Raw genomic sequence first — 19,325 nt, forward strand, 5'->3', positions numbered from 1 at the left:
TCTCCTTTTGATGCATGATTATATATATTTATTAATAAAATACCGTAATAATCGTAGTAAGGGTTGTGATTATGTGGATATCCTCAAACTTGTCTGTTTTCACCAGTTATTCACATGTGGACAAGATGTTTATGAACTGGTTCATTTCGTCCACATCATTAACAACGACCCAGTACTAGAATGATTTTAGTTGTTCTTTTAATTCTTCCACATCTTTTTGCAGCAATGTGTCGTTCTCCATGGTTTTAACGACTTTCTCATGAGCGTGAATGACTGTTGTATGATCGCGCCCACCGAATTCGTCGCCGATTTTTGGCAAGGAGAAATCGGTTAATTCACGTGCTAAGTACATAGCAATCTGACGGGGAAACGCAATGGATTTTGTTCGTTTTTTAGCAGCAAAGTCGTCCAATTTTACATTATATTTTTCTCCCACAGCTTCTTGAATTCCATGGATAGTAATTGTGCGTGGTTTGCTGCTCGGTATGATATCTTTTAGGGCATCTGCTGCAAGGGATGCATCAATATCCTGATTCACTAAAGAGGAGTAGGCGACAACACGTATCAGTGCTCCTTCGAGCTCCCGTATATTGGTGTCTATTTGATTCGCAATGTACAACATAACTTCATTCGCTATGTCAAGCCCCTCTGCTTTTGCCTTTTTGTTTAATATAGCAATTCGTGTTTCCAAGTCAGGTGGCGTGATATCTGTAATCAATCCCCATTCAAATCTTGAGCGCAAACGGTCTTCCAGTGTCGGAATTTCCTTTGGTGGACGGTCGCTGGAAATGACAATTTGTTTGTTTTCTTCGTGCAATGTATTAAATGTATGGAAGAATTCTTCCTGTGTTTGTTCTTTTCCAGCAAGAAATTGAATATCATCTATAAGTAAGATGTCCACATTTCGGTACTTGTTGCGGAAATTGGCTGCTTTGTTTTCCATAATGGCGTTAATAAACTCGTTCGTAAATTTTTCGGATGTCAAATAGTCGACTTTGGCTTTTGGATTATGATCTTGAACATAATGCCCAATTGCGTGCATCAAATGTGTTTTTCCCAGGCCGACGCCGCCATAGATAAATAGTGGATTGTATGCCCGTGCCGGTGCTTCAGCAACAGCCAGAGATGCGGCATGCGCAAAACGGTTGCCAGATCCAATAACAAACGTGTCAAATGTATATTTGGAATTCAGCATAGTTTTTGCTTCATTTGTATCATTGCCTGTATTTGCCGTCGGAATTTTCTTGGGGGACTGGCCCACATCGTCTTCCGATTCATTAGCATCCGGGATGACAAACCGAGTTGACAGTTCGGCTCCGGTGAGCTCCAGCAGTATATCGTCGATCAGACCAGTATAATGGCCTTCCAACCAGTCCCGTGCAAATTCATTTGGTGCAGATATAATCAATGTATTATTATCCAGGGATTCGGCTTTTGTGTTTTTTAGCCACGTCTCATAACTGGGTTTGCTTATTTTGTCCTCGACGTTCTTTAATGCCGCATTCCATAGATCGTCGACATTTTCCATGAAAAGTCACCTCTTTCTGTACCCGAAGATGATAGAAAAACCTTTCCTTAATCTTTCGCAAGGGTCTTAGTCATGAAAGATGGAAAGGTTTTGTAGAATAATTTGGCATGTTTTATAAACTGTGGATGATATGTTCCCAGTGTGAAGCGATCATATGTCGTTTGTTTACATCATCCACAACTATGTTTATGGACGAGTTGATAGAGTGTGAACGATTATTCACACTTTATCCACAGATTGTTGATAACATTTATTGCTGAATGTTTTATTCACACGCTTAAACACAAATATAATACCAAATAAAAACGGGTAGTGCAACGGTTTATCGACAGTTATCCACAGAATTCGCTGGATGTAGACATCATGTGTCCACATTATCTGGTTTTGTGAATAGGCTGTCGATATACGTTGTGGATAGTGTAAACGTGTTGAAATTTGGAGCACAATAAAGTGTGGATAAGTTTTTTCCGAGCAAACATTGACAGGCCGAAGTTGTTTTCCTTATAATGAATTAGACTGTCATAAAAAAGAACAAGATAGATTTGTTATTCCTCAGGGAGGTGCAGGATATATGAAACGTACTTTTCAGCCAAATAATCGCAAACGTAAAAAAGTGCACGGGTTTCGTAACCGTATGAGCACAAAAGATGGCCGTCAGGTTTTGAAGCGCCGTCGTCGTAAAGGAAGAAAAGTATTATCTGCATAGACCACTGAATCATTCAGTGGTCTTTTTTCCACTTAAGACATAAACGCATAAACCTAATTTTGAACATAGAATTTTTTCGGGTGAACGGTGAACGAGGATCCGGATAGCATGGTAAAGGTGATGGCATTGAAAAAGGCGTATCGGATAAAAGCGAATAAAGAATTTCAACATATGTTTCAACATGGCTCGTCATTTGCAAACAGACAGCTTGTTCTATATTATATAAAGAAGTCAGAGCAAACCCATTTTCGTATTGGCTTGTCTGTTGGAAAAAAGATTGGCAATGCTGTCACTAGAAATAGAATAAAACGTCATTTGAGAGAAGCTTTTCGCGAATTGGAATCAAGAGTTTCCCCGGTTTATGATTTGATTATCATTGCACGAAAGCCTACAAGACGAATGGACTATAACGGCGTAAAAAAAAGTTTGATTCATTTATTGTCCAAAGAAAAGTTGTTATCGAAAAAATAACGACGTTTTTCATTTTTATATAGAATCTTACATTTATTTAATGGTAAAATAACTACGAAAATAGGATACATAGGTGTTTTGTCAGTTAGGAGGAAATGCGTTGCGTAAAAAAATGCTATTGCTGATGGCTGTGGTCGGGCTGACAGCAATATTGTCCGGATGTATGCAAATCAATGAACCGATCACCTCGGAAAGTGAAGGTATCTGGAATTCATATTTTGTCTATCCGTTATCGGAGACGATCAAATATTTGGCGGGGCTGTTCAATGGCAGTTACGGCCTGTCGATTATTGTTTTGACGATTTTTATCCGTCTGATTCTACTTCCGTTAAACGTTAAACAATTGAAAAGCTCTAAAGCGATGCAGGAGATACAGCCAGAACTGAAAGAATTACAGCAGAAATATTCTTCTAAAGACGCCAATACTCAGCAAAAGTTGCAGCAGGAAACGATGCAATTGTTTCAAAAGCATGGAGTGAATCCGCTTGCAGGTTGTCTGCCGATTTTTGTACAGATGCCGATTTTGATTGCAATGTATCATGCCATCAGGCGTACGCAAGAGGTTAGCGAACATTCTTTTCTCTGGTTTGAATTGGGGTCATCGGATCCTATTCTGCCACTTATCGCTGGTGCAGCAACATTTCTGCAGCAGAAGTTAATGATGGCGGGAAGTGCGGCGGCACAAAATCCACAAATGATGGTTATGCTATATGTGATGCCCATCTTTATTACGATTGCTGCGTTTATCTTTCCATCAGCGTTGGCGTTGTACTGGGTCGTCGGTAACATCTTTATGGTTGCCCAGACCTTGTTAATCCGCAAGCCAATGATGAATGATCAAAAAACTGGGGGAGACAAAACGTGAGAGAAATAACTGTCAGCGGGCAAACGGTTGAAGAAGCGGTCCAATCATCACTGATGCAGTTAGACACCACACGGGACCAGGTGGACGTAGATGTTGTTGATGAAGGCAAAAAAGGTATTCTCGGCGTCTTCGGGTCTAAACCGGCAATTGTGAAGGTTCGTATCCCGGTGGATCCAGTGGAAAATGTAGAGACATATTTGGCGTCGATTGTGGACCATTTGGGTCTTACTGCAGAGGTGACAACAGCCGTCCATGGCAGTCATGTTTATTTTAATATAACCGGAGAAAATATTGGATTAATGATTGGGAAACACGGACATACGTTAAATGCCATTCAATATTTGACGCACCTAGTCATTAATAAAGACAGGCATGATCACTATACCGTAGCGGTTGATGCGGAGGGGTATCGGGAACGGCGCAAAGAAACATTGGAATCACTTGCTCATAAAATGGCCGAAAAAGCCATTCGATCTCACAGAGTGGTATCACTTGAGCCAATGCCGGCCTTTGAGCGCAAAATTATTCATCATGCCTTGCAAAATAATGATCATGTAGCAACAGCCTCGGAAGGGCTGGAACCCCATCGGCATATCGTTATCAGACCATAATATAGACGATTACGATGAAACGTCCGGGAAACCAACTCCCGGGCGTTTTTTGTCGTGCAAGGGGGAAGTTGCTAGGGTCACCGTATAAAGTTTTATGATCTTTTTATTCACATGTGGATAAAAAGATTTTTTGTATCGATTAATTATTTACATGTGGATAAGTTTATTTTTGACTGATTTTATGATATTCTATTGTGTTAGTGGCATGTAAATAAATAGCTTTTATCATATGTTAATGTGTTATCACATTTTGCTGCTGACTGTGGGAAAACCACAAATGTAAAAAGGGGGATCAACAATCCGTCCATACCTGATTCAAACAATGACATTCAGTGGAAAGAAGAGATTTTTCCGCTGAATATTGTTTCACGTTATATAGATGTCAAAATGAAAAAAGATGGAGGTGATAACCATGGAGACAGAGACAATTGCGGCCATATCAACACCAGTTGGTGAGGGAGCGATATCGATTGTCCGACTGAGCGGTGAACAAGCCATTCCGGTAACGGCTGAATTGTTTCAGGGCAAAAATTTGCTTGAAGTAGAAACGCATACTATTCATTATGGTAAAATTGTTGACCCAGCCGTTGGTCACGTTGTTGAAGAAGTGATGGTAACTGTTATGCGGGCACCTAAAACATTCACACGGGAAGATGTTGTTGAAATTAATTGTCACGGTGGAATGGTTGCGGTGAACCGTGTACTAGAAATCACTCTTGATAAAGGCATACGGATTGCCGAACCGGGTGAATTTACCAAGCGGGCATTTTTACATGGCCGGATTGATTTATCACAGGCGGAAGCAGTCATGGATATCATCCGCTCCAAAACGGACAAAGCCATGTCGGTGGCATTTAAGCAGATGGACGGCCGATTGTCGCAATTAATCGGGCGACTCAGACAAGAGCTTCTGGAAACTGTTGCCCACGTGGAAGTAAATATTGATTATCCGGAGTATGATGATGTGGAGCAAATGTCAAAGACTATGATGCAAGACAAAACAAAGGACGTGCATCAGGAATTGGACCATTTGCTCCAAGTGGCCAAACAGGGGAAAATTTTGCGTGAAGGTTTGGCTACAGCGATTATTGGTCGTCCGAACGTCGGTAAATCCTCTTTGATGAATACACTCGTGCATGAAAATAAGGCGATTGTAACGGAAGTACCGGGAACAACTCGTGATACTATAGAGGAATATGTCAATGTCCGTGGTGTCCCGCTTAGATTGGTGGACACGGCCGGAATTCGGGAAACGGAGGATATCGTTGAAAAAATGGGTGTTGACAGATCCCGCGAAGCTCTTCAGGAAGCCGATCTGGTGCTTCTGGTACTGAATTATAATGAACCGTTGACCGAGGAAGATGAGAAACTGTTTGAAGCGGTGCAAGGTCTTGATTATATTGTGATGATTAATAAAACGGACCTGGATCAGAAACTTGATATAAACGACGTCAACGAACGTGCTTCCGGGAAACCTGTGATCACAGCATCCCTTATCCAGGAAGAAGGCATTGATCAGTTGGAATCGGCCATTGCCAGAACATTTTTTGCCGGTGATATTGATACTGGTGATATGACATATGTCACCAATGTTCGACATATCCAGCTTCTCAAACAAGCCAAACAGGCACTCGAAGACGCTATGGGGAGTTTAGAAATGGATATGCCGCTGGATATTGTACAGATTGATGTCACCAGAACGTGGGAATTTTTGGGTGAAATCGTTGGTGATACGGCCAGCGAGAGTTTGATTGATCAATTGTTTTCCCAATTTTGCCTTGGAAAATAGCCCGTAACGATGAAGGTTTCGTTTTAAAAGGATAGTGGTTTGTTTCATAATAGTAAAAGAAAGGGTGAACACAATGGTATATGACGCTGGACATTATGACGTTATCGTTGTCGGCGGAGGCCATGCCGGTGCAGAAGCAAGTGTCGCCGCAGCAAAAATGGGCGCAAACACGCTCATGCTGACGCTGAATCTGGACATGATTGCTTTCATGCCGTGCAACCCATCACTTGGTGGACCTGCTAAAGGCATTGTCGTCCGTGAAGTGGATGCCCTTGGTGGTGTCATGGCTAAAGTCATAGATAAAACACACATTCAAATGCGGTTGTTGAACACAAGAAAAGGTCCCGCTGTTCAGGCTTTGCGGGCACAGGCGGATAAGCCGCTGTATATTAAAGAAATGAAACATGTCCTGGAAAGTCAAGAGAATTTAACACTTCGCCAAGGTATGGTCAACGAATTGATCATGGAGGATGGCGAGTGCAAAGGGGTTATTACCGAGACGAAAGCTGCCTATTATGCGGATAAGGTGATCGTTACCACCGGAACCTTTATGCGTGGGAAAGTATTGATGGGGGATCTGGAATATGAAAGTGGTCCAAACAATCAACGCGCCTCCATTAAATTATCCGAAAATCTGGAGGAGCTCGGTCTCTCCCTAACACGGTTCAAAACAGGCACACCACCAAGGGTCAACAGTCGCACCATTGACTATTCCCAAACGGAAGAACAGCCGGGGGATGCTAAGCAGCAACAATTTTCCTATGAAACGACGGAGTATATTACCGATCAGATTCCATGCTGGCTCACGTATACGAATGAATTCACACATCAGATTATTAACGATAATTTGTCGTTGTCCGCAATGTATTCCGGCATGAAACGCGGTACAGGACCGCGTTATTGTCCGTCGATTGAGGATAAAATTGTCCGATTCAATGACAAACCGCGCCATCAAGTATTCCTTGAGCCGGAAGGGCGGGATACCCAAGAAGTTTACGTGCAAGGACTGTCAACCTCATTGCCGGAATATACGCAGCATGAGATGATCAAAACGGTCCCAGGATTGGAAAATGCTGAAATTATGCGGGCAGGCTATGCCATTGAATATGATGCGGTCATTCCGACACAGATTTGGCCAACAATGGAATTAAAACAAGTGCCTGGGTTGTTCACAGCCGGACAAATTAACGGGACGTCTGGTTATGAGGAAGCTGCTGCACAAGGTATTATGGCTGGAATCAATGCCGCAGCCAAAGTACTCGGCAAAGAACCACTCATTTTGGACCGATCCCAGGCTTATATCGGTGTTCTTATTGATGATTTGGTGACCAAGGGAACGAAAGAACCATATCGCTTGCTGACATCTCGTGCTGAGTATCGTCTGCTTCTCCGTCATGATAATGCGGATATGCGTCTAACGGAAATCGGGTATTCTTACGGGTTGATCAGCGACGATAGATATGAGCAATTCACTGAGAAAAAACGACTTGTTGAAGAAGAAAAAGAACGTCTTGGAAAGATCGTTATCAAACCGGAAGAACCTGTGCAATCGATGTTGAAGGAAGCCAATGGATCTCCGTTGAAAGAAGCGGTCAAAGCATACGATCTGTTGAAGCGTCCGGAAGTCACTTATGATATGGTGGAACAGATTATTGAACCGAATGATGAATTGCCGCCAATCGTCAGGGAACAAGTTGAAATTCAAATCAAGTATGAAGGCTATATTAAGAAAGCAAACGAACAAGTGGACAAAATGCTGAAAATGGAAAACAAGACGATCCCTGATAACATCGATTATGACGATATTGATGGTATTGCTTCTGAGGCGAAGGAAAAACTGAAAACCGTGCGGCCGCTGTCGGTCGGTCAGGCCTCCCGTATTGCCGGTGTTAATCCGTCTGATATATCCATTTTGCTCGTTTATATTGAACAGGGAAAAATCGCCCGGGTTGCCAACTAACCAAGCCGGTGCGAATGAATCATTGCCGACTGGAAAGCCATGGAGAAAGGAGTCCAGCTAAATGACACCAGAACAATTTATAGACGAACTGCGTGCTGAAGGCATTCATTTGACCGAGAAGCAGATTGCTCAATTTGAAACGTACTTTCATACACTGGTGGACTGGAATGAAACGATTAACCTGACCACGCTGACCGATAAAGAAGATGTCTATTTAAAGCACTTCTATGATTCTGTATCGGCAGCTTTTTACCATGACTTCACGGAAGGCAGTCATATTTGTGATGTGGGTGCTGGGGCGGGTTTCCCCAGCATCCCACTCAAAATATGTTTTCCTGAATTGAAGGTTACGATTGTTGATTCGCTCAAGAAACGCATTCATTTTTTGGAGCACTTGGCTTCTGAGCTGCATCTAACTGATGTTACTTTTCATCATGCCCGCGCTGAAACGGCAGCTGTCGATCGTGTTTATCGAGAAGCCTTTGACATTGTGATGGCTAGAGCCGTTGCCAAAATGACTGTATTAAGTGAATTATGTCTTCCATTAACAAGGAAAAACGGCACGTTCATTGCAATGAAGGGAGCAAATGTTGACGAAGAGGTTAAAAATGCGGCAAAAGCATTCAACGTGCTTGGTGGAAAACTGGAAACTGTCCATGCCTTTCAATTGCCTGAAGAAGAAAGCGAACGATCCATTGTTGTGGTACATAAAACGAACGTCACACCAAAAAAGTACCCGAGAAAACCAGGAATGCCTACCAAAAAGCCAATTACATAAATGGACGAAAAATGAATGGAAAGATTATGCTATGATTTCATACTTTTTCGTCGTCAGATATGATAGAATAATAGTAACGTATTATTATCTTATGTGGGAAAACACATGATATTGTCGGATTGTGTAAGTCTATTTTTTTGGTCTAAAGTCATTAATGAAGTGGGATTGTTTCACGTGGAACATGAAATATAAGTGCTGTCGGTTATGCTGATGAACAAACAGGTAGTTCAGAACCATTCAGATCAAACTGTGATTGATCCAGTGGCCGGCATTTTCTGAAGCAGTAGCTCCGGCACGGCCGAATATGTTTTTTAAGGTGGTGATTTGCTAATGGTCAGTCCATTGAACCGAATATTTGGCATGGGTGACAAAAACGAGTCGGTGCCAGAAGAAGAATCCTACCATCCGGATGAGGTAACTGAACTTCCTGTTGCAAAAATAGAGCCGAACCGATTCCAACCAAGAGCCGTATTCAATGAAGAAAAAATTGAGGAACTTGCTCAAACAATACATACGCATGGAATGATTCAGCCCATTGTGGTCCGCGAAATTGAAAAGGAAACACACTATGAGTTAATTACTGGTGAACGACGATGGCGCGCGGTGCAATTGCTGGAATGGAGTCATATTCCTGCCATTATCCGAAGTATGACCGATACGGAAATCGCCTCTGTTGCTCTGATAGAGAATCTGCAGCGAGAGGAGCTGACAGTAGTGGAGGAAGCCAATGCCTATGCCCAGTTGCTTGATTTGCACTCGCTGACACAAGAAGCTTTAGCACAACGGCTTGGCAAAAACCAATCAACGATAGCGAACAAACTGCGTCTGCTGAAACTTCCGGAAAAAGTACAGACCGCTCTTCTCGATAAACAGATTACCGAACGTCATGCAAGGGCGTTAATTAAAGTTAACGATCCGGAAAAACAGGAAAAGGTGCTGGAGGCTATTATGGAAAAAGACCTGAATGTTAAACAGGCCGAAGAACATATTGCCAAGCTGGATCAGCCGTCAGAAAAACCAGCAAAAAAGCAGCCGAAACGTAAGGGTGTCAATAAAGATGTTCGCATTGCGATGAATACCATTCGTCAGTCGCTTAATATGGTGTCCGATACAGGAATTGATGTGGAGACGGATGAAGAAGACCGTGATGAATTTTACCAGATTACCATTAAGATACCGAAACAGAAATGATATTTAATGATATATATAATTAAAACACCATTCATCTTTGCAGCAGAAAGGTGAGTGGTTTTTAAATTCCAAAATAATTGGAGTCGACGTCATATGGTTGCCGATTAATTTTTTCTTACAAATGGTCGCATAAATAGCCCATTTTTTTAAAGACATGATAGAATAATAGATATAGACTTGAGGTAGGTGACATCATGGGAAAGATTATAGCCATTGCCAATCAAAAGGGTGGCGTGGGGAAAACAACATCAGCCGTGAATTTAAGTGCCGGATTGGCCAGCATGAATAACAGCGTTTTGGTTGTCGACACGGATCCGCAGGGAAACGCTACGAGTGGTGTTGGTGTAAACAAGGCTGACATGGATCAATGCATTTATAATGTCCTGGTGGAGGATTTACCCGCCGAGAATGTTTGTGTGTCCACTCCGGTTCAAAATTTGGATATAATACCCGCCACGATTCAACTTTCGGGTGCGGAAATTGAATTGGTTCCGACCATTTCACGTGAAATACGTCTCAAACAAGCACTGGAAAGCTTTAAGGAAGCTTATGATTATATTATTATCGATTGCCCACCCTCATTGGGATTGCTTACCCTTAATGCCATGACATCGGCAGACACCGTGTTGATTCCTGTTCAATGTGAATTTTATGCGTTAGAAGGGCTTAGTCAGCTTTTGAACACCATTCGTCTTGTGCAGAAACATTTAAATAAATCACTGATGATCGAAGGTGTGTTGCTTACTATGCTTGATGCACGGACAAACCTTGGTATTCAAGTCATTGAAGAAGTGAAAAAATATTTTCAGGAAAAAGTGTATCAGTCTGTTATACCGAGAAATATCCGGTTGGGTGAGGCCCCAAGCCACGGAGAGCCAATTATCACCTATGATCCAAAATCCAAAGGTGCTGAGGTCTATCTTGAATTAGCGAAGGAAGTGATAAGCAATGGCGAAAGGGTTAGGTAAAGGTATTAACGCGCTTTTTCCCCAGGATGCGGAAGAAAAAGATGATGACATCATTCAGGAGATTCCGGTTGATGAATGCCGTCCGAATCCGTATCAACCAAGAAAAACATTTAACACTGATGCGATAGAAGAGTTGAAAGAGTCTATCATGGCGTATGGCATTGTCCAACCTCTCATTCTTCGTAAAAGCATTAAAGGCTATGAAATTGTCGTCGGGGAGCGCCGTTATCGAGCTGCTAAAGAAGCCGGGCTTGACACGTTGCCATCTGTGGTTAAAGATTTAACGGACGAAAAAATGATGGAAGTGGCGCTCTTGGAAAATCTGCAACGGGAAGATCTGACACCGATTGAAGAAGCGCATGCCTATCATAATCTGATGAATGAGCTTGGTGTGACGCAGGACACGTTATCCAAACGATTGGGCAAAAGCAGGTCGCACATCGCCAATATTGTTCGACTTTTGTCTCTGCCGGATGATACAGTCACTGCCATTAACGATGGTGAACTTACGATGGGTCATGGACGTGCATTGCTTGGCATCAAAGATAAAAATCAAATTATGTCGGTGGCTAATCAGATACGCAAAGAGAAATTGAACGTACGTCAGGCGGAAAAGTTAATTAGCCATTTGAATGAACACCCAGCAACAAAAGCACAGCCCAAACCGAACAAGGATATGTTTTTGGAAAAACAAGAATCGCTGTTGCGAGACAGGCTCGGTACAGCTGTATCCATCAATAAAGGAAAACAGAAGGGAAAAATAGAGATTGAATTTTATTCCCATGAAGACTTGGAACGTATATTGGAAACGTTTGAAAAGTAGAGGTCGTCATTAAGTAACAACAACCACGATCAATATCTGATGGTGCAATAATCATACATGGAAGGGAAAACCCACCGCATGATTTACGTTCACATCAACGTTAAAGTGGTAAAAGGCTGGCTTAGGAAGTAATAGGTCAGTCTTTTTTACACCGCAAAACAGTTATTCTGGATGTTCAGCGAGAATTGAATGATCGGTTGGAGGTGTGGAAACATGATATATTTTGACCAAGCTGCGTCCTCACGTCCGAAACCTCCGGAAGTGGGCGAGGCGATGGTTCATGCATTGAATTCTATCGGGGCCAATCCAGGAAGAGGCAGCCATCTTCTGGCAAGGGAAGCGGCTCAAATGATTGCCGATACGCGTGAGCGGGCTGCGCGTTTATTTGGGAGCAGTGATCCACGTAAAGCGCTGTTTTTTCCGAATGCGACTGCTGCCCTTAATCAAGCTATTAAGGGAATCAATTGGTCTGAGGGTGATCATGTCATTGCCACTGTGTTTGAACATAATTCCATTCGCCGGCCTTTGGCGTATTTGCAGCGGAAATATGGCATTAAGGTTACATATGTAAGCGGAAATGATGATACAGTGTCACTTGAAAACCAACTCCGGGAGTCTATCCGACCGGAGACCCGACTGTTGGCATTAACACATGCATCCAATGTAACAGGGACGGTTCTTCCGGTGGAGCATGCAGCTACTGTCGCCAGTGACCATGGCATTCCTGTATTATTGGATGCATCGCAGACAGCAGGGCATTTACAGATAAATATGCGGGAAATGGGCATCACCATGCTAGCCTTTCCTGGTCATAAAGGGTTGTTGGGTCCACAGGGGACAGGAATGCTGCTTATGGAAGGATCCATGGATTTGGAGCCGGTTCAGCACGGTGGTACCGGCAGTTTTTCAGAGGAACCTGAAAATCCACAACAATGGCCGGAAAAGTTCGAAAGCGGAACGTTGAATACCCCCGGTATAGCCGGTTTAAATGCTGCTTTGAACGTATATGAATCAGACGAGCACAACAATGTTCCACGTGAAACAATGCTGGGTCGGTCTTTGATGAAAGGATTGCAGGCCATCGACGGAATCACATGTTATAGTCCGGACAAAGACCATTGTCAGCTGCCGATAGCTGCATTTAATGTGCTGGATATACCGTCGCAGGAGATTGCGATGGTACTGGATGCACATTATGACATAGCTGTCCGCGCCGGCCTTCATTGCAGTCCACTGACACATGACTTTTTGAACACAACGCAACAGGGTGTTATCAGAGCCAGTTTGAGCAAATATAACACCGAAGAGGAAATAAATCGTTTCCTTGAGGCGATACAGGAAATAACGGCATCTTATCAAATGCTGTAATCACTTCATAAATGGAGTTGGCGTTATGGCTTTATTCGGAACAATAGTCAATGGCGTATGCATTATAGCCGGAAGTTTTATTGGAATGTTTTTTTCAAACATTCCGGAACGTTACAAAGAAACTGTGATGAACGGCGTCGGTTTGGCGGTCATTTTGATTGGGATGCAGATGGCCCTGTCGACCGAAACCATTATCATAGTGTTACTGAGTCTGCTTACCGGTGCTATCATCGGCGAATGGCTGAAGCTGGAAGCGGGTTTGAATAAACTCGGTGAATGGATTGGGAATACGTTTTCCCGCTCCAGCAGCGATGATGCAAGCGTTGCACAAGGATTTGTAACGGCATCACTTGTGTTTGTGATCGGTGCTATGTCTGTCGTTGGCGCATTGGATGGTGGTTTGCGCAACAGTCATGAGGTGTTACTCATCAAAGGGGTTCTTGATGGGTTTGTTGCGTTAGTACTAACGACAACACTTGGCTTTGGCGTTCTATTTTCAGTGATACCGGTTGTTTTGTATCAAGGCGTTATTGCGCTCTTGGCAACACAAATTAAAGATTGGATTCCCGAACAGGTGCTGAATGGATTCATTGTTGAATTGACAGCAGTCGGCGGTCTGATTATTGTGGCTATTGGTCTGAATTTGCTCAACATAACATCCATACGGATCGGAAACCTTTTGCCATCCATTGTAACGGTTGGAGTCATCTATGGTGTGTATGTTCTTTTTTAGACGGATAAATGATTGCTATAAGGCGGGGGTGCCACAAATGTGCTCTCTGTCCTATAGCTATTTTTTTATGGTTCAGCGCATGACAGATGAGGATACGCTGAACTTATGATCAAGCTGTTCGTCGAGTTGATGCAGCAAAGTCGCCATACGTTTTGCCATAGCAACGACTAGCGATAGTCTCGTATTCTGCAAAATAGCATATTCCATAAACCCACCTACATTGACAACGCCAGTCATATGTACATCGCCAATATCAGGCAGATTTTTATTTAAGGCAGCACCGGGTTTCAGTGAGCCAATATCTGCTGTAATGGTGCCCACAGAAGCGTATTTCCCTAAAGAAGCATCAACGGCAATAACAAATGGATGGCGATGTTCCATACGAACCAAATCAAAATAGTGCGCCATATTGACGGCATGCACCGGTTCATGCAACGTTCCATAAACGTGAATGTGTTTCAAATCTTCTTCAAGTAGATAGGATCCTGTAAATGGACCGAACGCATCACCGGTAGAACGATCGGTGCCGATGCAAATAACAACATAGTCTCTTGCCGCAGGTGTCCAAGATAAAACCCGATCTGTCATTTGATCCAGCAGTGCTGGATTATCGTACATCAATTGAAGTTTTTCCTTTTTGGGTATAAAACGATTAATCAGATTCATAGCTTATCCTCCACAATCATATTGGTATTAGTATACGGGAAAACATTAAAATCTATACCTAGTTAAATAATGGAGGCAAAGCGATGTGGGGAGCAGGGTTCAAATGGATGTTTTTAATTATTGGGACAACTATAGGCGCAGGGTATGCTTCCGGACGGGAGTTATGGCAATTTTTTGGCTATGAAAGCGGATTGGCCATTTTGTTGTTTACGCTATTTTTTACGATAAGTAGCTATGTCATTATGGATGTAAGTTATAAGAAGCAGTCAAGTGATTATTTGCCGGTACTCAAAGATATTGTCGGGCCGAAGTTGACAAACGTATATGATATTATGATTTTTTTATATTTGTTCACAACAACAGTTGTCATGATTGCTGGAAGCGGCGCCACCGGACAAGCTTTCCGGTTTTCATATTGGTGGGGGGTTGTGCTAATCGCTCTTGGCCTGATCGCCTTGTTTTTAAAGGATATTAATGGACTGTTGGCCATGAATCAGATTGTGCTGCCGCTCTTGCTTGGAGGTCTTATCTATATTTTATTGTTATTCATTATGGATCAGGAACTTGATGTGCTTGCTGATTGGCATGAACAGCGCAATTGGACGGCAGCGTTTCCTTTCACGGCGTTAAATGTTCTGCCGCTTATAGCCGTGCTCGGTGCCGTCGGCAATAAAGTCCGGTCCAAGCAGGAAATTGTTGTTGCTGCAATCGGGAGTGGATTGTCGCTGGGGACTATTTCATTTATTTATAATAGCAGTCTGATTCAGATTGCTGATGAATTATTAATATATGAGATTCCATTATTTGCCATATTGAAACATTATCCATTCGAAATTCTTATTTTTATGTCTGCTCTGTTGTGGTTTGCCATTTTTACTACGGCAGCAGCAGGCATTCTCGGTATTGCCACCCGTCTGCAAAGTATATGGAACCTTCCCATATGGATGTTAGCAGCGGGGATGATTGCTGTTATGGTTCCACTTACCACCCTGGGGTTTTCCACGCTCATTAGTTATATATATCCGGTTTATGGGATTTTAAATTTGTATGTCCTAAGCCGTTTGCTTTTATATCCGTTATGGGCCGATAAGGAAAACAGGGAGGTGTAAAGAGGGGTGTTCTTTTCTTTTCTTGACAGCATGATTGATGTAAAATCAATGTATAAAGCTGCATCCGGGGGTAATAGTTTGGAAATTTTACAAGATAAATGGCAACAGTTGTGGGACTATGTAACAGGGGCGGACCTTTGGGTTTCCGTTGGGAGTGCATTGCTGAACACCATTCTGATTATTATTCTGGCAATGCTCGTTATTCGTTTTGGCAACCGGATGATTGAACGTATTTTTGAAAACAGGACACACAACCCATTCCGGATAACAGAACGAAGGGAAGTCACGCTAAAAAAATTGATTCAAAACACGTTGAAATATACGGTTTATTTTATAGCGATTATCATGATTTTGCAGGGCGTACTGAACTTGCCGATTACAAGTTTACTGGCGGGTGCCGGGGTTGCTGGATTGGCCATTGGTTTCGGTGCACAAAGCCTTGTACGTGATGTTATTTCAGGATTTTTTATCATATTTGAAGATCAGTTTTCTGTAGGTGACTATATTTTAGTTTCCGGGGCAGAGGGGACAGTGGAAGAAATCGGGCTGCGGACGACGAAAATCCAGAGTTGGACAGGCGAGCAACATGTTATTCCGAACGGAAACGTGACACAGGTAACGAACTATTCCGTCCATAACGGGCTCGCGGTTGTTGATGTCAATATACCATATGAGAATGATGCTGTTATAGCTGAGAAACTTATTGAAACAATTGGTAAAGAACTACCGGATCAATATGAGGAAATTGTTCGGGTACCGGAAGTTATCGGGGTGCAAACGTTGGAATCATCCCATTACGTCATTCGTGTTATCGCTGAGACGTTGCCGGTCTATCAATGGGCAGGTGCACGCATTATGCGAAAGGAAATAAAAGAGGCGCTTTATAAGGAAGGCATTGACATACCAGCACCTCGTCTGGTGATGTATTCGCGCAGCCAGGAACCGACATCACTGGATATACAACCGGACAGACAGATGCAGGAGGGTGAACAATAATGGCGGATAAGGAATTTGGACTGAATGACATTGTGCAAATGAAGAAACCGCACCCGTGCGGTGAAAACCGATGGAAGGTTATCCGTATGGGTATGGATATCCGGATTAAATGCGAAGGATGTAGTCATAGTGTTATGATTCCACGTAAAGAGTTCGCAAAAAAAATGAAAAAGGTTTTAGAAAAAGGAGCCGAGTAATTGATGAGAAAATGGTTATTGCAGGTCTATAATTGACATTTAGGAAGGCCTTACCGATACAAAATGGCATTTTACCGACTATTTTCGCAAAAATAAGCATTACCGAATGCTTATTTTTATTTTTTCGCTTCTTGTCATTTGCAAGGCTTGTATCTATAATTGGTATGACTGAAGCGTTCATATGAATGGAAATCCTTAAGGAGTGAAAGTTACATGGCTTTGACAGCAGGAATTGTCGGGCTACCGAATGTTGGTAAATCTACTATGTTCAATGCGATTACGCAAGCAGGAGCGGAAGCAGCCAATTACCCGTTTGCGACAATTGATCCGAATGTAGGGATTGTGGAAGTTCCGGACCATCGCTTGGATAAATTAACAGAATTAGTAAACCCGAAGAAAAAGATTCCGACAACGTTTGAATTTACGGATATTGCCGGAATTGTTCAAGGGGCAAGCAAAGGCGAAGGGCTGGGGAATCAATTTTTGGCCAATATTCGCCAGGTTGATGCCATTGTGCAAGTTGTACGCTGTTTTGCAGATGAGAATGTGACCCACGTATCAGGTAAGATCGATCCGGTTGATGATATGGAAACCATTAATATGGAACTCATTCTTGCCGATTTGGAAACCGTCACAAAACGCACGCAACGTGTGGAAAAGATGGCCAGACAAAAAGATAAAGATGCTATGGCGGAATTGGACGTGCTTACAACCTTGAAAGAAGGGCTTGAAGCGGAAAAACCTGCACGGGCATTGGAATTTTCAGAAGAGGAATGGAAGATAGTTCAAGAACTTCATCTGCTCACAACCAAGCCCGCGCTGTACGCAGCAAATGTGAGTGAGGATGAGGTGCAGAACCCGTATGCCAATGACGAGGTTCAACGGGTGAAAGAATACGCTGAAGCTGAGAACGCTGAAGTCATTACCGTTTGTGCCAAGGTTGAAGAAGAAATATCCGAACTTGATCAAGAGGAAAAAGAGTTATTTTTGGATGATTTGGGTATTGAGGAAGCCGGACTGGATCAACTTATTAAACGGTCGTATAGCTTGCTCGGACTGGGAACATTTTTTACCGCCGGTGAGCCAGAAGTACGTGCTTGGACCTTCCGTAAAGGGATGAAGGCCCCACAGGCAGCGGGTGTTATTCATTCTGACTTTGAACGGGGCTTTATCAGAGCCGAAACCGTTTCCTATGAGGATTTAATGGCTGCAGGATCCATGGCTGCGGCTCGAGAACAAGGCAATGCCCGGCTTGAAGGAAAAGAGTATATTGTCCAGGACGGCGACGTTATCCATTTCCGTTTCAACGTTTAAACCATACTGTTTCCCTCGGTAAAAAATCAGGATCTCTCGAATGCTTGTTTTTCATAAAATCATTTGGTATAATACTGTGTTGTGAGTAATAAATAACTAATTACTCCTTGCTCTTTTCGTTGGATAAGGGCCGCTAAGACCAAAAGGAGGTGTAACGGATGAGAAAATATGAAATCATGTACATCATCCGCCCGGATATGGAGGAAGAAGCGCAGACTAACTTGATTGAGCGTTTCAACAACGTATTGACGAATAACGGGGCGGAGATTGAAAAAGTTGATGAAATGGGCAAGCGCCGTCTTGCATATGAAATTAACGACTACCGTGACGGGTACTATGTTGTCATCAACTTCGGCGGTGATGAAAATGCCATCAATGAATTCGATCGTCAGGCGAAGTTTACTGATGACATTATCCGTCATATGGCAGTTCGAGAAGATGAACAATAATAGGGAGTGGTTCTGATGTTAAATCGTGTCGTTCTAGTTGGCAGATTAACGAAGGATCCTGATTTGCGCTATACCGCCAGTGGCGTGGCTGTAGCCAATTTTACCGTGGCGGTTAATCGTCCGTTTTCAAATCAGCAAGGCAGCCGGGATGCTGATTTTATTAATTGTGTTGTTTGGCGCAGAGCCGCTGAAAATCTGGCAAACTATATGAAAAAAGGCAGCATGGTCGGTATTGATGGACGCATTCAAACGCGTACTTTTGAAGGCCAGGACGGAAAAACGGTTTTTATGACAGAAGTTGTTGCCGATAGTGTGCAATTCCTGGAATCAAAGGCATCTTCCCAAAACAAGGGACAGCAGTCATCAGGTTATCAGCCAAACCAGAACCACAATCAGAACCAGAATCAGCCGGATCAACAACCGGCCAGCGATAACCCGTTCAAAGATAACGGACAACCGATCGATATATCGGATGATGATCTACCATTTTAGAAGACCGTAGTCTAATGGATTAGCTTCCAGGTTATAAGTATGAAAAGGAGGAGTTCAAATGGCAGCTCGTCGTGGTCGTGCAAAACGTAAAAAAGTGTGTTATTTTAAAGCCAATGGCATTACACACATTGACTACAAGGATGTTGATCTTTTGAAGAAGTTCATTTCGGAGCGCGGGAAAATCCTTCCACGCCGTGTTACTGGAACATCTGCAAAATATCAGCGTAAATTGACAGTAGCAATTAAACGTGCCCGTCAAATGGCATTATTGCCGTATGTAGCGGATTAATAGTGGAAAGACCCGATTCATC

Annotated in this window: 21 protein-coding genes; 19 read left to right on the forward strand and 2 right to left on the reverse strand. The window is 42.9% G+C overall.

The annotated features are described in order from the left end of the window. Nucleotides 1-175: 175 nt before the first annotated feature. Nucleotides 176-1,528 (reverse strand): chromosomal replication initiator protein DnaA, encoded by a 1,353-nt coding sequence (gene dnaA, locus ABDZ72_RS06115; RefSeq protein ID WP_343751805.1) that lies wholly within the window; start codon nucleotides 1,526-1,528, stop codon nucleotides 176-178. A 571-nt stretch (nucleotides 1,529-2,099) separates the two neighbouring features. Here dnaA and rpmH point away from each other — a divergent pair. The 12 genes from rpmH (at nucleotide 2,100) to ABDZ72_RS06175 (ending at nucleotide 13,791) form a co-directional block, all read left to right on the forward strand. Continuing rightward, nucleotides 2,100-2,234: a 50S ribosomal protein L34 gene (rpmH, locus tag ABDZ72_RS06120; RefSeq protein WP_343751806.1), complete on the forward strand. Its 135-nt coding sequence runs from the start codon at nucleotides 2,100-2,102 to the stop codon at nucleotides 2,232-2,234. Between the two features lie 126 nt (nucleotides 2,235-2,360). Further along, nucleotides 2,361-2,705, forward strand: coding sequence for a ribonuclease P protein component (rnpA, locus tag ABDZ72_RS06125; RefSeq protein ID WP_343751980.1), 345 nt, complete (start codon nucleotides 2,361-2,363; stop codon nucleotides 2,703-2,705). Between the two features lie 100 nt (nucleotides 2,706-2,805). Continuing rightward, on the forward strand, nucleotides 2,806-3,570 hold the full coding sequence (gene spoIIIJ / locus ABDZ72_RS06130; protein WP_343751807.1) for a YidC family membrane integrase SpoIIIJ: 765 nt from the start codon (nucleotides 2,806-2,808) through the stop codon (nucleotides 3,568-3,570). Further along, nucleotides 3,567-4,181, forward strand: a complete 615-nt coding sequence (jag, locus tag ABDZ72_RS06135) for an RNA-binding cell elongation regulator Jag/EloR (protein ID WP_343751808.1) — start codon at nucleotides 3,567-3,569, stop codon at nucleotides 4,179-4,181. The genes spoIIIJ and jag overlap by 4 nt, the downstream gene beginning before the upstream one ends. 412 nt (nucleotides 4,182-4,593) lie before the next feature. After that, a complete protein-coding gene (mnmE, locus tag ABDZ72_RS06140) occupies nucleotides 4,594-5,970 on the forward strand; it encodes a tRNA uridine-5-carboxymethylaminomethyl(34) synthesis GTPase MnmE (protein WP_343751810.1) in 1,377 nt (458 codons plus the stop codon). A 73-nt stretch (nucleotides 5,971-6,043) separates the two neighbouring features. After that, nucleotides 6,044-7,930, forward strand: coding sequence for a tRNA uridine-5-carboxymethylaminomethyl(34) synthesis enzyme MnmG (gene mnmG, locus ABDZ72_RS06145; protein WP_343751811.1), 1,887 nt, complete (start codon nucleotides 6,044-6,046; stop codon nucleotides 7,928-7,930). 61 nt (nucleotides 7,931-7,991) lie between these two features. Next, complete coding sequence (gene rsmG, locus ABDZ72_RS06150; RefSeq protein ID WP_343751812.1) at nucleotides 7,992-8,708, forward strand: 16S rRNA (guanine(527)-N(7))-methyltransferase RsmG; 717 nt, start codon at nucleotides 7,992-7,994, stop codon at nucleotides 8,706-8,708. A gap of 330 nt (nucleotides 8,709-9,038) precedes the next feature. Next, nucleotides 9,039-9,899 (forward strand): nucleoid occlusion protein, encoded by an 861-nt coding sequence (gene noc, locus ABDZ72_RS06155; RefSeq protein WP_343751814.1) that lies wholly within the window; start codon nucleotides 9,039-9,041, stop codon nucleotides 9,897-9,899. Nucleotides 9,900-10,093: 194 nt separating this feature from the next. Beyond that, complete coding sequence (locus ABDZ72_RS06160) at nucleotides 10,094-10,867, forward strand: ParA family protein (RefSeq protein ID WP_343751815.1); 774 nt, start codon at nucleotides 10,094-10,096, stop codon at nucleotides 10,865-10,867. Then, nucleotides 10,848-11,690 carry a ParB/RepB/Spo0J family partition protein gene (locus ABDZ72_RS06165; RefSeq protein ID WP_343751816.1) on the forward strand — a complete coding sequence of 281 codons (843 nt, stop codon included), beginning with the start codon at nucleotides 10,848-10,850 and terminating at the stop codon, nucleotides 11,688-11,690. The genes ABDZ72_RS06160 and ABDZ72_RS06165 overlap by 20 nt, the downstream gene beginning before the upstream one ends. Before the next feature lie 213 nt (nucleotides 11,691-11,903). Then, nucleotides 11,904-13,058, forward strand: a complete 1,155-nt coding sequence (locus ABDZ72_RS06170) for an aminotransferase class V-fold PLP-dependent enzyme (RefSeq protein ID WP_343751817.1) — start codon at nucleotides 11,904-11,906, stop codon at nucleotides 13,056-13,058. Nucleotides 13,059-13,083: 25 nt separating this feature from the next. After that, nucleotides 13,084-13,791 carry a DUF554 domain-containing protein gene (locus tag ABDZ72_RS06175; RefSeq protein ID WP_343751818.1) on the forward strand — a complete coding sequence of 236 codons (708 nt, stop codon included), beginning with the start codon at nucleotides 13,084-13,086 and terminating at the stop codon, nucleotides 13,789-13,791. A gap of 72 nt (nucleotides 13,792-13,863) precedes the next feature. On the opposite strand, the gene yyaC is transcribed toward ABDZ72_RS06175, so the two are convergent. Beyond that, complete coding sequence (yyaC, locus tag ABDZ72_RS06180; protein ID WP_343751819.1) at nucleotides 13,864-14,457, reverse strand: spore protease YyaC; 594 nt, start codon at nucleotides 14,455-14,457, stop codon at nucleotides 13,864-13,866. An 83-nt stretch (nucleotides 14,458-14,540) separates the two neighbouring features. Here yyaC and ABDZ72_RS06185 point away from each other — a divergent pair, with 83 nt between their 5' ends. The 7 genes from ABDZ72_RS06185 (at nucleotide 14,541) to rpsR (ending at nucleotide 19,303) form a co-directional block, all read left to right on the forward strand. Further along, nucleotides 14,541-15,566 carry a YkvI family membrane protein gene (locus ABDZ72_RS06185; protein ID WP_343751820.1) on the forward strand — a complete coding sequence of 342 codons (1,026 nt, stop codon included), beginning with the start codon at nucleotides 14,541-14,543 and terminating at the stop codon, nucleotides 15,564-15,566. Nucleotides 15,567-15,644: 78 nt separating this feature from the next. Then, entirely contained in the window at nucleotides 15,645-16,562 is a 918-nt protein-coding gene (locus ABDZ72_RS06190; RefSeq protein WP_343751821.1) for a mechanosensitive ion channel family protein, read from the forward strand. Continuing rightward, the gene (locus ABDZ72_RS06195; protein ID WP_343751822.1) at nucleotides 16,562-16,759 is read left to right on the forward strand and encodes a DUF951 domain-containing protein; all 198 of its coding nucleotides are present in this window, start codon (nucleotides 16,562-16,564) and stop codon (nucleotides 16,757-16,759) included. Before ABDZ72_RS06190 ends, ABDZ72_RS06195 begins: the two co-directional genes overlap by 1 nt. Nucleotides 16,760-16,972: 213 nt before the next feature. Further along, the gene (gene ychF / locus ABDZ72_RS06200; RefSeq protein ID WP_343751823.1) at nucleotides 16,973-18,073 is read left to right on the forward strand and encodes a redox-regulated ATPase YchF; all 1,101 of its coding nucleotides are present in this window, start codon (nucleotides 16,973-16,975) and stop codon (nucleotides 18,071-18,073) included. Between the two features lie 158 nt (nucleotides 18,074-18,231). Continuing rightward, nucleotides 18,232-18,522, forward strand: coding sequence for a 30S ribosomal protein S6 (gene rpsF / locus ABDZ72_RS06205; RefSeq protein WP_343751824.1), 291 nt, complete (start codon nucleotides 18,232-18,234; stop codon nucleotides 18,520-18,522). A gap of 15 nt (nucleotides 18,523-18,537) precedes the next feature. Next, on the forward strand, nucleotides 18,538-19,014 hold the full coding sequence (gene ssb / locus ABDZ72_RS06210; RefSeq protein WP_343751825.1) for a single-stranded DNA-binding protein: 477 nt from the start codon (nucleotides 18,538-18,540) through the stop codon (nucleotides 19,012-19,014). Between the two features lie 58 nt (nucleotides 19,015-19,072). After that, on the forward strand, nucleotides 19,073-19,303 hold the full coding sequence (rpsR, locus tag ABDZ72_RS06215; protein WP_343751826.1) for a 30S ribosomal protein S18: 231 nt from the start codon (nucleotides 19,073-19,075) through the stop codon (nucleotides 19,301-19,303). Nucleotides 19,304-19,325 lie beyond the last annotated feature (22 nt).

The sequence above is a fragment of the Lentibacillus halophilus genome, assembly GCF_039522485.1.
In the GTDB taxonomy this organism is placed as follows: Bacteria; Bacillota; Bacilli; order Bacillales; family Amphibacillaceae; genus Lentibacillus; species Lentibacillus halophilus.

Bases quoted from the DNA above. Each gene is read 5' to 3' on its own strand.
- dnaA (WP_343751805.1), bottom strand. From the start codon at position 1,528: ATGGAAAATGTCGACGATCTATGGAATGCGGCATTAAAGAACGTCGAG.
- rpmH (WP_343751806.1), top strand. From the start codon at position 2,100: ATGAAACGTACTTTTCAGCCAAATAATCGCAAACGTAAAAAAGTGCAC.
- mnmE (WP_343751810.1), top strand. From the start codon at position 4,594: ATGGAGACAGAGACAATTGCGGCCATATCAACACCAGTTGGTGAGGGA.
- mnmG (WP_343751811.1), top strand. From the start codon at position 6,044: ATGGTATATGACGCTGGACATTATGACGTTATCGTTGTCGGCGGAGGC.
- rsmG (WP_343751812.1), top strand. From the start codon at position 7,992: ATGACACCAGAACAATTTATAGACGAACTGCGTGCTGAAGGCATTCAT.
- noc (WP_343751814.1), top strand. From the start codon at position 9,039: ATGGTCAGTCCATTGAACCGAATATTTGGCATGGGTGACAAAAACGAG.
- ABDZ72_RS06160 (WP_343751815.1), top strand. From the start codon at position 10,094: ATGGGAAAGATTATAGCCATTGCCAATCAAAAGGGTGGCGTGGGGAAA.
- ABDZ72_RS06165 (WP_343751816.1), top strand. From the start codon at position 10,848: ATGGCGAAAGGGTTAGGTAAAGGTATTAACGCGCTTTTTCCCCAGGAT.
- ABDZ72_RS06170 (WP_343751817.1), top strand. From the start codon at position 11,904: ATGATATATTTTGACCAAGCTGCGTCCTCACGTCCGAAACCTCCGGAA.
- ABDZ72_RS06175 (WP_343751818.1), top strand. From the start codon at position 13,084: ATGGCTTTATTCGGAACAATAGTCAATGGCGTATGCATTATAGCCGGA.
- yyaC (WP_343751819.1), bottom strand. From the start codon at position 14,457: ATGAATCTGATTAATCGTTTTATACCCAAAAAGGAAAAACTTCAATTG.
- ABDZ72_RS06185 (WP_343751820.1), top strand. From the start codon at position 14,541: ATGTGGGGAGCAGGGTTCAAATGGATGTTTTTAATTATTGGGACAACT.
- ABDZ72_RS06195 (WP_343751822.1), top strand. From the start codon at position 16,562: ATGGCGGATAAGGAATTTGGACTGAATGACATTGTGCAAATGAAGAAA.
- ychF (WP_343751823.1), top strand. From the start codon at position 16,973: ATGGCTTTGACAGCAGGAATTGTCGGGCTACCGAATGTTGGTAAATCT.
- rpsF (WP_343751824.1), top strand. From the start codon at position 18,232: ATGAGAAAATATGAAATCATGTACATCATCCGCCCGGATATGGAGGAA.
- ssb (WP_343751825.1), top strand. From the start codon at position 18,538: ATGTTAAATCGTGTCGTTCTAGTTGGCAGATTAACGAAGGATCCTGAT.
- rpsR (WP_343751826.1), top strand. From the start codon at position 19,073: ATGGCAGCTCGTCGTGGTCGTGCAAAACGTAAAAAAGTGTGTTATTTT.